General features: G+C 72.3%; 14 protein-coding genes. 5 read left to right on the forward strand and 9 right to left on the reverse strand.

Features of this window, described 5'->3' with window-relative positions:
- Positions 1-49: 49 nt before the first annotated feature.
- From Voc01_RS07720 to Voc01_RS07755, 8 genes are all read right to left on the reverse strand, one after another.
- Positions 50-481: a hypothetical protein gene (locus Voc01_RS07720; protein WP_203926594.1), complete on the reverse strand. Its 432-nt coding sequence runs from the start codon at positions 479-481 to the stop codon at positions 50-52.
- Positions 482-525: 44 nt separating this feature from the next.
- Complete coding sequence (locus tag Voc01_RS07725) at positions 526-840, reverse strand: hypothetical protein (protein WP_203926595.1); 315 nt, start codon at positions 838-840, stop codon at positions 526-528.
- Positions 841-853: 13 nt separating this feature from the next.
- Positions 854-1,564, reverse strand: coding sequence for a dienelactone hydrolase family protein (locus Voc01_RS07730; protein ID WP_203926596.1), 711 nt, complete (start codon positions 1,562-1,564; stop codon positions 854-856).
- A gap of 130 nt (positions 1,565-1,694) precedes the next feature.
- The gene (locus tag Voc01_RS07735) at positions 1,695-2,855 is read right to left on the reverse strand and encodes an acyl-CoA dehydrogenase family protein (protein ID WP_203926761.1); all 1,161 of its coding nucleotides are present in this window, start codon (positions 2,853-2,855) and stop codon (positions 1,695-1,697) included.
- Positions 2,856-2,857: 2 nt separating this feature from the next.
- Positions 2,858-3,799, reverse strand: a complete 942-nt coding sequence (locus tag Voc01_RS07740) for a hydroxyacid dehydrogenase (protein ID WP_203926597.1) — start codon at positions 3,797-3,799, stop codon at positions 2,858-2,860.
- Positions 3,799-5,217: an aldehyde dehydrogenase family protein gene (locus Voc01_RS07745; RefSeq protein ID WP_203926598.1), complete on the reverse strand. Its 1,419-nt coding sequence runs from the start codon at positions 5,215-5,217 to the stop codon at positions 3,799-3,801. The genes Voc01_RS07740 and Voc01_RS07745 overlap by 1 nt, the downstream gene beginning before the upstream one ends.
- Positions 5,217-6,227 (reverse strand): ABC transporter ATP-binding protein, encoded by a 1,011-nt coding sequence (locus Voc01_RS07750; protein WP_203926599.1) that lies wholly within the window; start codon positions 6,225-6,227, stop codon positions 5,217-5,219. Before Voc01_RS07750 ends, Voc01_RS07745 begins: the two co-directional genes overlap by 1 nt.
- Positions 6,224-7,246 (reverse strand): ABC transporter ATP-binding protein, encoded by a 1,023-nt coding sequence (locus tag Voc01_RS07755; protein WP_203926762.1) that lies wholly within the window; start codon positions 7,244-7,246, stop codon positions 6,224-6,226. Before Voc01_RS07755 ends, Voc01_RS07750 begins: the two co-directional genes overlap by 4 nt.
- Before the next feature lie 134 nt (positions 7,247-7,380).
- Here Voc01_RS07755 and Voc01_RS07760 point away from each other — a divergent pair, with 134 nt between their 5' ends.
- From Voc01_RS07760 to Voc01_RS52925, 5 genes are all read left to right on the forward strand, one after another.
- Positions 7,381-7,902, forward strand: a complete 522-nt coding sequence (locus Voc01_RS07760; protein ID WP_203926600.1) for an Lrp/AsnC family transcriptional regulator — start codon at positions 7,381-7,383, stop codon at positions 7,900-7,902.
- 18 nt (positions 7,903-7,920) lie between these two features.
- Positions 7,921-8,868 (forward strand): nickel ABC transporter permease, encoded by a 948-nt coding sequence (gene nikB / locus Voc01_RS07765; protein ID WP_239160031.1) that lies wholly within the window; start codon positions 7,921-7,923, stop codon positions 8,866-8,868.
- 7 nt (positions 8,869-8,875) lie between these two features.
- Complete coding sequence (locus Voc01_RS07770) at positions 8,876-9,772, forward strand: ABC transporter permease (RefSeq protein WP_239160032.1); 897 nt, start codon at positions 8,876-8,878, stop codon at positions 9,770-9,772.
- Between the two features lie 131 nt (positions 9,773-9,903).
- A complete protein-coding gene (locus Voc01_RS07775; RefSeq protein WP_203926601.1) occupies positions 9,904-12,075 on the forward strand; it encodes a thiamine pyrophosphate-dependent enzyme in 2,172 nt (723 codons plus the stop codon).
- 67 nt (positions 12,076-12,142) lie between these two features.
- Positions 12,143-12,442, forward strand: coding sequence for a sigma factor-like helix-turn-helix DNA-binding protein (locus tag Voc01_RS52925; RefSeq protein ID WP_239160033.1), 300 nt, complete (start codon positions 12,143-12,145; stop codon positions 12,440-12,442).
- A gap of 444 nt (positions 12,443-12,886) precedes the next feature.
- On the opposite strand, the gene Voc01_RS07785 is transcribed toward Voc01_RS52925, so the two are convergent.
- Complete coding sequence (locus Voc01_RS07785) at positions 12,887-13,528, reverse strand: hypothetical protein (protein WP_203926603.1); 642 nt, start codon at positions 13,526-13,528, stop codon at positions 12,887-12,889.
- Positions 13,529-13,581 lie beyond the last annotated feature (53 nt).

Consider the following 13,581-nt stretch of genomic DNA (forward strand, 5'->3'; position numbering starts at 1 on the left):
CCCTGAGGCGCCGCCGCGATGGGACCGCTGGCCGTACGGCCGGGAGCAGCTACTCCTGTGGTGACGGAGGCCGGTCGGTGACGTGCAGGTCGCCGCCCTGGACGGCGAAGACCGTGCCGTGGTCGCGGGCGACGTTGGTCTGCACCCACTGCCGCTGCCCCGCCGGCAGCTGCCCGGTCACGTCGGCGACCAGCGCCCGCAGCTCGTCGGCGAGTTCCGGGTGCTCCTCGACCAGGTCGGCCAGCCGCGTCTGCCAGACCGCCGAGTGGCGCTGCCGCACCGCGTCGCGCTCGTCGGGGGCGGCCTCGACGATCTCGGCCTCGACCACGTCGAGGCGCCGCTCGGCCAGCTCCTGGCGCCCGGTCTCGCCGCGGCCGAACAGCCGGGCGAAGCCGGCGCGGGCGCTCTGCCAGGCATCGGTGGCCGCCGCACCGACGAGCGCCGCGGCGCCGGTCGCGGCCAGGGTCGCCAACCACTCCACGGCGACCATGCTAGCCGCGCCGGCATGCGGAACAACGGGCGATGTCAGGCGGGCCGCGCGTCGAGGGTGCGGCGCACGACGTCGAACTCCTCGAACTGGCCGGTCACCGCCAGGGCCCGGAGCACGCAGGAGTCCAGGCGCGACAACGCGTCCAGCGGGCTGGTCAGCTCGTGCGGCGCCGTTCCGCGCAGCGTCGCGGCCACCGTGACCGTCGTACCGAGCCAGACGCTGACGTCCAGGTCCTCCAGCGACGCCGCCAGACGCCGGGCGATCTCGGCGTCCAGCGACGCCCGCGCCGCCTCCGGGTACAGCGCGCCACCGGCGACGTACCCGATGGAGACGGAGACGCGGTACCGCATGGCACCCAGTGTGCTACGCGCGGAGGTGCCGGTCGAGGAAGCGCAGCCCGCTCGTCACCTCGGCGACCGGCACCTCCCCGTGCCCGCCGACGTTGGCGTGCAGGGTCTTGTCCGTCGACCCGAGGGCGTCGAACAGGGCCAGGCTCTCCTCGCGGGGCACGAGCTCGTCGTGCCACTGCACGAGGAACCGCACCGGCACCGTGACGCCGGCGGCGGCCCCGCCACCGGAGTGCAGCGGTGCCAGTCCCAGCACGGCCGCACGCACGCGCGGCTCGGCGGCGACGAACGGCACGCCGAGCCCGCAGCCCATCGACACACCCCAGTACCCCACCGGCACCGGTCCGAGGTGGGCGTGCAGCGCGTCGAGCACCGCGCGCCACTCGGGGACGGACCGCCGCGACGCGAGCCCGTGCAGCTCGGCGACCAGTGCCGACCGCGACTCCCCCGCCGCGACGCGGGCCGGGATCGACTCCGCGAGCCGGCTGAGCTCCGGGTCCTTCGGGCGGTCGCCGTGGTTCGGCGCGTCGACGACGGCCACCGCGAACCCGGCTTCGGTGAACCGCCGCACGCGGGCGGCCATGCCCGGCGCGGTCCGGTGCTGACCGCCGCCGTGGCCCACGAGCACCAGCGGCCCGGTGCCGCCAGCCGGGGTCCACAGAGCACCGGGGACGTCGTCGACGGTGAAGAGCACGCCGTTGTCCGGCAATGAAGAGGTGATGCGCATGTCCTGCCTCCGGATGATGTCCGGGGCCCCTCGGACCGCGCTCTCAGGTCGTACGCGGGAGGGAGCCCCCACTGCTGTCAGCGTTGATCGGACTCACCTCCCTCGGTCGCGCGGCCACCCTAACAGATCGTCAGCGGAACGCGGCCTGACCCGTCACCGTCTGGCCGATGATCAGCTGGTGCACCTCCGACGTGCCCTCGTACGTCAGCACCGACTCCAGGTTCGAGGCGTGCCGCAGCACCGGGTAGTCGAGCGTGATGCCGGCCGCGCCGAGGATGGTGCGGCACTCGCGGGCGATCGCGATCGCCTCCCGGGTGCTGTTGAGCTTGCCCAGGCTGATCTGGCGGTGGTCGAGCGTGCCGGCGTCCTTCAGCTGCGCGATGCGCAGCGCGAGCAGCATCCCCTTGCCCAGTTCGAGGGTCATGTCGGCGAGCTTGAGCTGGGTGGCCTGGTACGCCGACAGCGGCTTGTCGAAGATCAGCCGGCTGTTGGCGTAGTCGATCGTGGTCGTCAGGCAGTCGTAGGCGGCGCCGAGCGCCCCGAAGACGATGCCGAAGCGCGCCTCGTTCAGGCACGACAGCGGCCCGGAGAGACCCTTCGCGCGGGGCAGCATCGCGTCCGCCGGAAGGCGGACGCCGTCGAGGACCAGCTCCGAGGTGACGGACGCGCGCAGCGACAGCTTGCGCGGGATCTCCGGCGCGGTGAAGCCGGGGGTGCCGGCCGGCACCACGAAGCCGCGCACGCCCTCGTCGGTCTGCGCCCACACGACCGCGACGTCGGCAATCGAGCCGTTGGTGATCCACATCTTGGTGCCGTCGAGGATCCAGTCGTCGCCGTCGCGGCGGGCGCGGGTGCGCATGCCGCCCGGGTCGGAGCCGAAGTCGGGCTCGGTGAGGCCGAAGCAGCCGATCGTGGCGCCCGCGGCCATGCCGGGCAGCCACTGCTGCTTCTGCTCGTCCGACCCCCACTTCCAGATCGCGTACATGGCCAGCGACCCCTGCACCGACACCAGCGACCGCAGCCCGGAGTCGCCGGCCTCCAGCTCGAAGCAGGCCAGCCCGTACGCCAGCGCCGACGTGCCGGCGCAGCCGTAGCCCTCGAGGTGCATGCCGAGCACCCCCAGCTCGCCGAGCTCGCGGGCGAGCTCCCGGGCCGGCAGCCGGCCCTCCTCGTACCAGAGCGCCACGTGCGGGCGCACCCGCTTGTCGACGAACGTCCGCACGGCGTCGCGCAGGGCGAGGGAGTCCTCGTCGACCAGCGCGTCGACGCCGAAGTACTCAAGGGGGGACAGGGTCACGACCGGAATCCTTTCAGATGCTCGATCACGCCGGTGGCGACGGCGACGGCCATCGCGTCGAGCGCGTCGTGGGTCATCGCCGCCATGTGCGGCGTCGCGAGGACCCGGGGATGGTGCAGGAGCGGGTCGTCGGCCGGCGGCGGCTCGGGCGCGAACACGTCGACCGCGTAGCCGCGCAGCCGTCCGGTGTCGAGCGCGTCGAGTACGGCGGCCGCGTCGACCACCCCGGCCCGCGCGGTGTTCACCAGCAGGGCGCCGGGCCGCATGCGGGCCAGGGCGGCGGGACCGATGAGGCCGGTGGTCGCCGGCGTCTGCGGCACGTGCAGGCTCACCACGTCAGAATCCCGCAAGACCTCGTCGAGGGAAACCTGGCGGACGTGAGAAGGCGGTGTCACGGCGGCGACGTCGTACGCGAGCACGGTCATGCCCAGCGCGACCGCGCGCCGCGCGACCCCTCGTCCGATCGCGCCGAGCCCGACGAGGCCCAGCGTGCGCCCCGCGAGCATGGTGCCGGTGAGCCCGGCGCCGACCACCGACGACGGCAGCGACCGGCCGGGTGGGAACGCGCCGCCCGACAGCGCGGCCAGCGCCGGCGGCAGGCTCCGCGCGAGGGACAGCGCCGCGAGGACCACGAACTCGGCCACCGACTCGGCGTTGGCGCCCGGCGTGCTGACCACCGGGATGCCCAGACGCTCGGCGGCGGCCAGGTCGATGCCGTCGAGGCCGGCGCCGTGCCGGCCGACCACGCGCAGCCGGGGAGCCGCCGCCAGCATGGCGGCGGTCACGGGTGAGGAGCGCACCACGAGCGCGTCGGCGTCCGTCAGCGGCCCGGCCGCGAGCGCCGCGGGGTCGGTCGCGTTGGCGACCCGCACGTCGCCGGCCGCGCGCAGCAGCGCCATCCCCGCCTCGGCGATGGGCTCGGTGAGGAGGATCCGCATTACCAGCCCGTGTAACAGGTGACCAGCACCGTGTAGAAGTCGCGGGCGTAGCCGCCCTGCTCCCGGGGGCCGTGGTTGGACTCGCCGGTGCCGCCGAACGGCAGGTGCAGCTCGGTGCCGGCGGTCGGCAGGTTCACCGAGACGATGCCCGCGCGGGCGTCGCGCTTGAACCGCTCCGCGGCCGACAGCGACGTCGTCACGATCCCGGCCGACAGCCCGTACCTCGTGTCGTTGGCGACCGCCAGCGCCTCGTCGTAGTCGTCGACCTCGATGACCGCCGACACCGGCCCGAAGATCTCCTCCCGCGCGATCCGCATGTCGTTGCGGGCACCGGTGAACAGCGCCGGGCGCATGAACTGTCCACTGTGGTCGCCGCCGGTCACCAGCGACGCGCCCTCGGCCTTCCCCACCGCCACGTACCCGAGGTTCTGGTCGAGCTGGGCCGCGCTCACCACCGGTCCCAGCTGCGAGGCCGGGTCGAGCGGATCGCCGACGCGCAACGCGGCCGCACGCTGCGCGAGCGCCGCGACGAACCGGTCGTGGATGCCGCGCTGCACGACGAGCCGGCTCGACGCCGTGCACCGCTGGCCGGTGCTGAAGAAGCTGCCGTCGAGCGCGCACCGCACCGCGACGTCGAGGTCGGCGTCGTCGAGCACGACGAGCGGGTTCTTGCCGCCCATCTCCAGCTGGAACCGCTTGTTGCCGTGGGCGATGCACCGCTGCGCCACGTGCATGCCGGTGCCGGTGCCACCGGTGAACGACACACCGTCCACATCGGACGACGTGAGCAGCTCCTCGCCGACCACGCGCCCCGAGCCGATCACGAGGTTGAAGACCCCGGGCGGGAAGCCGGCGTCGGCGATGATCCGGGCGAGCTCGCCGGCCGACGCGGTCACCAGCTCGGCGGGCTTGAGCACCACGGTGTTGCCGTACGCGAGCGCCGGCGCGACCTTCCATGCGGGGATCGCGAGCGGGTAGTTCCACGGCGTGATGACGCCGACCACGCCGAGCGGCCGCCGGCGCACCTCGGCGTGCACGTCCGGGCGCGTCGACGCGTACACCTCGCCCTGCGGCTGCAGCAGCTGGTGCGCGTAGTAACGGAACGTCTGCCCGGCGCGGGTCACCTCGCCGCGCGCCTCCGCCAGCAGCTTGCCCTCCTCGCGGGCGAGCAGCTCGGCCAGTTCGTCCACTCTGGACAGGATCGTCGTGCCGACCCGGTCGAGCAGCTCCATGCGGGCGGCCACGGGGTGACGCGCCCAGCCCGGCTGTGCGGCCCGGGCCGCCGCTACAGCGGCCTTCGCGGTGGACGCGTCGGCGGTGGCGTACTCCGAGACGACGTCGTCGGGCCGGGCGGGATTGAGGTTCTGACGGCGCTCCCCGTCGACCCACTCACCGCCGACGAGGTTGAGGTGCAGCACTAGTTCTTCTCTCCCACCGCTATGGGCGCGTTCTCCGGGAAGTGGCACGCCACCCGGTGCCCGGTGTCCGTTGTGGACAGTGTTGCGTTCGATAGGGGCGGTGCCGTCGTCGCGCACACGTCCTGCGCCTTCCAGCACCGGGTGCGGAAGCGGCAGCCGCTCGGCGGGTCGAGCGGGCTCGGCACGTCGCCGGTGAGGATGATGCGCTGGCGGTCGGTCTCGACGAGCGGGTCGGGGATCGGCACGGCCGACAGCAGCGCCTTGGTGTACGGGTGCTGCGGCCGCAGGTAGATCTCCTCGGACCCGCCGACCTCGACCACCGTGCCGAGGTACATCACCGCGATGCGGTCGCACAGGTGCCGCACCACGGCGAGGTCGTGCGCGATGAACATCATCGTGAGGCCCAGCTCCTCCTGGAGCTGTTCGAGCAGGTTGACGATCTGCGCCTGCACCGACACGTCCAGCGCCGACACCGGTTCGTCGGCGACGACGAAGTCGGGGCCGCTCACCAGTGCCCGCGCGATGCCGACGCGCTGGCGCTGGCCGCCGGAGAACTCGTGCGGGTAGCGGTCGTGCCACTGCTCGCTGAGCCCGACGAGCTGCATCGTCTCGTACGCCTTGCGCCGGCGGCCGGACGCGTCGAGGTCGGAGTGCACGAGCAGCGGCTCCTCGATGAGCTCGCCGATCGTCATGCGGGGGTTCAGCGACGCGAACGGGTCCTGGAAGACCATCTGCATGCGGCGGCGCATCGCGCGCATCCTCCGCTTGGGCAGCGTCGTCAGCTCCGTGCCGTCGAAGGTCACGCTGCCATGGGACGGGCGCAGCAGCTGCAGGATGGCCCGCCCGGTGGTGGACTTGCCGCAGCCGGACTCCCCCACGACGCCGAGGATCTCGCCCCGCCGGATGTCGAGGTCCACATTGGACACCGCGCGCAGCCGGGCCGGCAGCAGCGAGCCCTGCCGGGGCACCTTGAAGTCGACCGCGAGGTCGCGCACCTCCAGGAGGTTCATGCCGGCACCGCCTGGTCCTTGAACCGGTCCTCCGTGGACAGCCAGCCGCCGCCTTGCATGCCCCAGCACCGCGTCCGCTGGTCGCGGTCGGGCCGCTCGTGGGTGAGCACCAGCTCCGGCACCTCCTCCCGGCAGGTGTCCCGCGCGTGGACACACCGCGGCTCGAACCGGCAGCCGGGCGGCATCGCCGACAGCTCCGGCGGCCGGCCGGCGATCGGGCGCAGCTTGCCGCCCTTGACGAGGTCGAGCCGCGGCACCGAGCCGAGCAGCCCCCACGTGTACGGCATCTGCGGGCGGTGGAACAGGTCGACGGTGCCCGCCTTTTCGACGATCTGGCCCGCGTACATCACGTTGACCCGCTCGGCCATGCCCGCCACGACCCCGAGGTCGTGGGTGATGAAGAGCACCGCGGTGCCGGTCTCCCGCGCGAGGTCGCGCAGCAGGTCGAGGATCTGCGCCTGGATGGTGACGTCGAGCGCGGTGGTGATCTCGTCGGCGAGGATCAGCTTCGGCTCGCACGACAGCGCCATCGCGATCATCACGCGTTGGCGCATGCCGCCGGAGAGCTGGTGCGGGTAGGACCCGAGCCGGGTCGCCGCCGCCGGGATGCGCACCAGCTCCAGCAGCTCGACCGCCCGCCTGCGGGCGGCCCGCCGGCCGATCCCCAGGTGCAGCTCCAGGGCCTCGGTGATCTGACGCCCGACGGTGAGCACCGGGTTCAGCGAGGTCATCGGGTCCTGGAAGATCATCGCGATGCCCTTGCCGCGCACGGCCCGCATCTCCCGCTTGTTCAGCGTGACCAGGTCGCGGCCCTCGAAGAGGACCTGCCCACCGGTCACCTGCCCGGCCGGCGGCACGATCAGGCCCATGATCGACTGTGCGGTCGCGGATTTGCCGCAGCCGGACTCTCCGACCAGCGCCACCATCTCCCCCGCGTCGACCGTGAAGGAGACCCCGTCCACGGCCGTCACCGGACCGCGCGCGGTACGGAACTCGGTGCGCAGATCACGCACCTCCAACAACGCCATCCGAAACTCCCCATTTCGCCAGCCGTGAGCGTCGGCTTTCGTAAGGAGGGAGTGTTGCACAGCCGATGTTCGTCGTCTAGGCTCCCGCAAGCGACGAATTACGTCGATATCGAGTTGGAGACTTGATGACATCCAAGAGCTCGATCGCGAAGGACCGCAGCATCATCCGTGAGCTGGTCCAGGACCCCAGGCAGAGCAACGTCGCTCTCGCCGCGAAGGTCGGCCTTTCCGAGGGATCCGTCCGCCGCCGGATCGACCGCCTCCTCACCGAGGGCAAACTGCAGTTCTCCGCGATCCCCAGCGCCGCCTTCATGGGCCGCCCGGTGCACACGATCTTCGAGATCCAGAGCGCACCCGGCGCCACCGAGCAGCTCATCGACAAGCTGGCCGGCATGCCCGAAGTGGCCTACGTCTACCACGTGACGGGCCAGTTCGACATCTTCGCGGTCGGCTACTTCTCCAGCACCAACACCATGCGCCGCTTCTGGACCGAGCGCCTCGGCCACCTCGAAGGGGTCATGGAGAGCCGGTCGGTCATGGTGCTGCGGGTCGCGAAGCGGGCCCACGAGTGGTCCCGCGACCTCGCCGACGACGACGGGGAAGCGGCCTGGGACGCCGACCCCGAGTTATCCGGCTCAGCGAACTGACCCGAAAGAAGCACAACCATGCTGCGCATCACGCTGGTCCGTCTGTTGACGGTCATTCCCGTCCTGCTCGGGATCTCGGTGATCTCGTTCCTGGTCATCCGCATGATCCCCGGCGACGTGATCAGCTCGATCATGGGACAGGACTTCGGCGATCCCGTCATCGAAGCGGAGATGCGTCGCTACTTCGGGCTCGACATGCCCGTCTGGGAGCAGTTCCTGCGCTGGTTCGGCGACCTCCTGCGCGGCGACCTGGGCACCTCGATGCGCACCGGCCAACCGGTGCTCGACGAGATCATGCAGCGGCTGCCGTCGACGCTGCTGCTCGCGGTCTCCGCGCTGCTGGTCGCCGTGCTGCTCTCGATTCCCCTCGGCGTTCTCAGCGCCACCAGGCGGAACGGCCCGCTCGATGCCGTCGCGCGGGTCGTCTCGCTGATCGGCCTGTCGGTGCCCAACTTCTGGCTGGGCATCCTGCTCGTCTACATCTTCTCGGTCTCCCTCGGCTGGCTGCCCTCACAGGGCGCCAGCGAGGACGGCAGCCTGCTCGGCAACTGGAAGTACCTGATCCTGCCGGCCATCACGCTCGGCGCCAGCCTCGCCGCGATCAACATGCGCATGACCCGGTCGAGCATGCTCGAGGTGCTCAACCAGGACTACATCCGCACCGCCCGCGCCAAGGGCCTCGGCGAGCGACTGGTGCTGGGCCGGCACGCGATGCGCAACTCGATGATCCCGGTAGTCACCGTGCTCGGCATCGAACTCGGCGCGCTGCTCGGCGGCACCGTCATCATCGAGCAGGTCTTCGCCTGGCCGGGCCTCGGCACGATGGTGATCCGCGGGATCAGCCAGCGCGACTACCCGGTCGTCCAGGGCACCCTGCTCTTCCTGGCGTTCTTCTACGTCCTGGTCAACTTCCTCGTCGACCTGCTCTACACCTACCTGGATCCGAGGCTGCGCAGTGTCCACTAACGTCGAAATGGTCACCAGGGCCGAGACCCGGCGGATGAGCCGGCTGCGCATGGTCGGCGTCCGCGGTGGCACGCTGCTGCGGCTGCTGCTGCGCGACAAGGTCGGTGCCGTGGGCCTGGTGATCGTGGTCCTCATGGTGCTGTCGGCCGCGCTCGCGCCGCTCATCGCGCCGTACGACCCCACCGCGATGTCGAACCAGCGCCTCGCCACCCCGGGCGGCACGTTCCCGCTCGGTGCCGACGAGGCCGGCCGCGACCTGCTGAGCCGCGCCCTCTACGGCGCGCGGACCTCGCTGACCGTCAGCCTCGTCGTGGTGACCTGCGCGGCGGCCATCGGCATCCTGCTGGGCCTGCTCGCCGGCTTCTACCGCGGCTGGATCGACGCCGTCATCTCGCCGGTCACCGACATCCTGTTCGCGTTCCCGACCCTGCTGCTGGCCCTGGCCGTCGTCGCGGCCCGCGGCCCGGGCACCGAGAACCTCGTGCTGGCGCTGGTGATCGTGTTCATCCCGAGCTTCGCCCGCATCGTCCGCGGCACCGCGATGTCGGTCCGCCGCGAGCCGTACGTCGAGTCGGGGCAGGCGGTCGGGCTGAGCAACGCCCGGCTGATCCTGAAGTACATCCTGCCGAACTCGATCGCGCCGATCGCGGTGCAGTTCACCACCAGCATCGCCTACGCGATCCTGGTCGAGGCGTCACTGGGCTACCTCGGCCTGGGCGTGCAGCCGCCGCAGCCGTCGTGGGGTTCGATGCTGAGCAACGGCAAGGCCTTCATGGAGCTGTCGATCTGGCCGTCGCTGGTACCCGGCCTGTGCATCATGATCGCGGTGCTCGGCTTCAACCTCCTCGGCGACACCCTCCGCGACGTCCTCGACCCGCGGTTGCGCGGCCGCAGCGCCCGCTAACCCGGTCCGCGGCGCCCCCAGCCCAGTCGGCCCCCGGCGGATCTTGGACACTCGTACATCCATCCGATGCACAAGCGTCCAAGATCGCCGACATGAGGGTCCCGACCTGGCTGCAGCAGGAAGGTTTGTTCATGGAGTCTGTTGATGAGCGTCTGGTGCGGCGGCTCGGCGGGTCGCTGCCGGAGCCGGCTTCCGCCGACGCGGACGTCGATCCTGAGCTGCTGCTGCGGTATCTCGACGCGCAGCTCCAGGCCCGCCACCTCGACCTCGCGCTGCGGTGGCTGCAGTCGCGGAAGGAGGGGTTCTACACCATCGGGTCGAGCGGGCACGAGTCGAACGCCGCCGTGGCGTTGGCGTTGCGGCCCACCGACCCGGCGCTGCTGCACTACCGGTCGGGCGGGTTCTACGCCGCGCGCGCCGGGCAGGTGCCGGGGTCCACGCCGATCAGCGACGTGCTGCACTCCGCGGCGGCGTCCACATTGGACCCGATCTCCGGCGGGCGCCACAAGGTGTTCGGGAACAGGGCGTTGAACATCGTTCCGCAGACCTCGACGATCGCGTCGCATCTGCCCCGCGCGATGGGCATGGCGTTCGCGTTCGGGCGGGGGGCCGGCACCACCTATCCGGCGGACGCCGTCGTGGTCAGCAGCTTCGGTGACGCGTCGTTGAACCACTCCACCGCCGCGGGCGCGCTCAACGCCGTCGGCTACAGCGTGCACCAGGGGCTGCCGATGCCGCTGCTGCTCGTCTGCGAGGACAACGGCATCGGCATCAGCACCCGCTCCCCGCGCGGCTGGGTGCGGCAGGTGCTGTCGTCGCTGCCGGGCATCCGGTACGCGCACGCCGACGGCACCGACCCCGTCCGTCTCCTCGCGGTGGCCGCCGGGGCGGCCCGCCTGGTCCGCGAGACCCGCACGCCGGCCGTGCTGCACCTGGGCACCGTGCGGTTCATGGGCCACGCCGGCTCCGACGCCGAACTGGCGTACCGCAGCCGCTCCGAGATCGTCGCCGACTACGACCGCGACCCGATCCTCGCGACCGCCGCGGCCCTCGCCCACCGCGGCATCCTCGGCCCCGCCGAGACGCTCGAACGCTACGAGGCCGCCCGCACGCTCGTCATGGACGAGGCCCGCCTGCTCGTCGGCCGCGTCGCGCGCCTCGACAGCGCCGCCGCGGTCACCGCGCCGTTGACCGCGCGGCGCCGCGCGGAGGTGAGTGCGGCCGCCGTGCGGGCGGCCGCGTCGGGACGCGAGGCCGTCTTCGGCGGAAAACCCGGGGAGACGCGCGGCCCACTCACTCTCGCCCAGGCCATCAACGCGGCCCTGCACGACGCGCTGCTCGCGTTCCCGAACGCCCAGGTGTTCGGCGAGGATGTGGCGCGCAAGGGCGGCGTGTACGGCGTCACGCGGGGGCTGCGCAAGGCGTTCGGCGCCGGCCGGGTCTTCGACACGCTGCTCGACGAGCAGTCGATCCTCGGGCTGGCCCTGGGTGGCGCGCTCGCCGGCACGTTGCCGATCCCGGAGATCCAGTACCTGGCGTACCTGCACAACGCCGAGGACCAGCTGCGCGGCGAGGCCGGGTCCCTGACGTTCTTCTCCGACGGGCAGTACGCGAACGGCATGGTCGTACGCATCGCCGGGCTGGCGTACCAGAAGGGGTTCGGCGGCCACTTCCACAACGACAACTCGGTGGCGGTGCTGCGCGACATCCCCGGGCTGGCGTTCGCGGTCGCGTCGCACCCCGCCACGGCGCCGGCCCTGCTGCGCCAGTGCCTCGCGCTGGCGCAGGCCGAGGGACGCGTGTGCGTGTTTCTCGAACCCATCGCGCTCTACCACACGCGCGACCTGCACACCGACGGCGACAGCGGCTGGCTCGCGCCCTATGAGGCGCCCGACGCGTGGACCGAACGTCCGTGGGGAGAGGTGAGGACCCTCGGCGACGGTGCTTCTCTGGCGCTCGTCACCTTCGGAAATGGCGTGCCGATGAGCCTGCGCGTGGCCGCGGACCTCGCCCACGACGGCGCCGACGCCCGGGTGGTCGACCTGCAGTGGCTGGCGCCGCTGCCGACGGCGAGCCTGCTGGCGGCGCTGGAGGGCGTGTCGCGGGTGCTGGTCGTCGACGAGACCCGCCACTCCGGTGGCGTGTCGGAGGCGGTGGTGGCGGCGCTGGTCGACGGCGGATTCGCGGGGCGGATCGCGCGAGTGACCAGTGTGGACAGTTACGTGCCGCTGGGCCCGGCCGCCGACCGGGTGCTGCTCGGCGAGGCCGACATCCTGCGCGCGGCGCGCGAACTCCTGGGCTGACCGCGGCCGGGCGGGTCCGGATGCGGCGTCCGCGCGGCCGGCTGGTTGGCACCGGGCCGCGTACGCGTTGTGCGGCAACCCGCACCGGGCCGACGACATCGTGCAGGCCACGGTCACCGGCCTGTACCGGCACTGGTCGCCCGCACCTGAGCCCGACCCGCCGGAGGACCGGCACGCCCTGCGGGTCGCGCTCGCGGCGCTCCCCCGGCCGCACCGCACGGTGATCGTCCTGCGGTACATCTGCGACCTCTCGGTCGAGGACACGGCCGCCGCCCTGCGGTACGCGCCGAACACCGTCAAGAGCCACACCGTGCGGCGACTGGCGGCGCTGCGCCGCATCCTCGGCGACGCCGCGAGGCTGCGATGAAGGAGGAGCCGATGGACGACCACGTGCTGGGGACGCGCCTCAAGGTCCTGCTCGACCCGCCACCACCGGGTATCGACGCGGTCCGGGCGACGGCGCACGACCGCACCGACCCGGCGCCTCCCGCGGACTACGACCGGTGCGCGGTCCGGCCGGGTACGCGGGTGCGGACGCCACCGCCGTCAACGCCGGGGGGACGTCGCCGGCACCGCGTTCCGGCGGAAGGACGGCGCCCTCGGGCCATCTCATCGGACGGCGTCCTCGTGCTGAACGACGAGGAGAAGGGCGGCGTGGTCGTGGTCGACGCGGCGGGCGGGTACGCCGGCTGCCCACGCCGTCGGGCAGGGCGACCGCCATCAGCGACGACGGGCGCACCATCGTCGGCTCGGCCGTGTGGACCTGCTGACCCCCGTGGGGGTCGGGCTCCCGTCGGGCGGCCGCTTCGCATCAGATCAGCCCGTACGTCGCTCCGACCGTCTGGCGGCCGAGTTCGCGGGCCCGCGTGTGCAGGGCGGTCGTCGACCGTTTCATCGACACCCAGACCAGGACGTAGCCCGTGGGCCCGCTGTACAGCGTGTTCACGTTGAACAGGGTGCTGTTCTGCTTCTCCAGGCACTGCACCGCCAGCGTGACCCCCGACGGCGGCGACGCCAGCGGCTCGGTGCACTTGACGTACTCGGCGGCCCTGCGCCTGACGTCGTCGGGGGTGCGGTCGACGCGCCGGTCGATGCGGTAGAACGTCACGTCCATGTTCACCTCGGGCACCGAGCCGGCGGCGGGAGTCTCGAAGTAGCAGTGGCGCGGGCCGGCCTGGGCCCGGTCCTTGTCGCGGGATGCGGCCTTGTCGTCGTCGAACGTCCACGTCAGGCGGGTGGCGGCGTTGACGCTGGCGAGCGTGTCTGCGCAGGTGGCGCCGGCGGGGTCGCTGGCCGCCGGGCTCGGCGACGACCGTCCGGTGGGGTCGGTGCGGGTGTCGGCGGCGCCCGACGACGACCGGCCCGACTTCGACTTGCGCTTGGTGCAGCCGGCGGCGCCCACCATCGACACCGCCATCAGGGCGGCGAGCACCGCCACCGACATCCGTCTCACTGGTTTCCCCCGTTCACCCCATGCACGATAGCGAATGACCGCAGGGTGGACCG

Source organism: Virgisporangium ochraceum (assembly GCF_016863655.1).
Classification (GTDB): Bacteria; Actinomycetota; Actinomycetes; order Mycobacteriales; family Micromonosporaceae; genus Virgisporangium; species Virgisporangium ochraceum.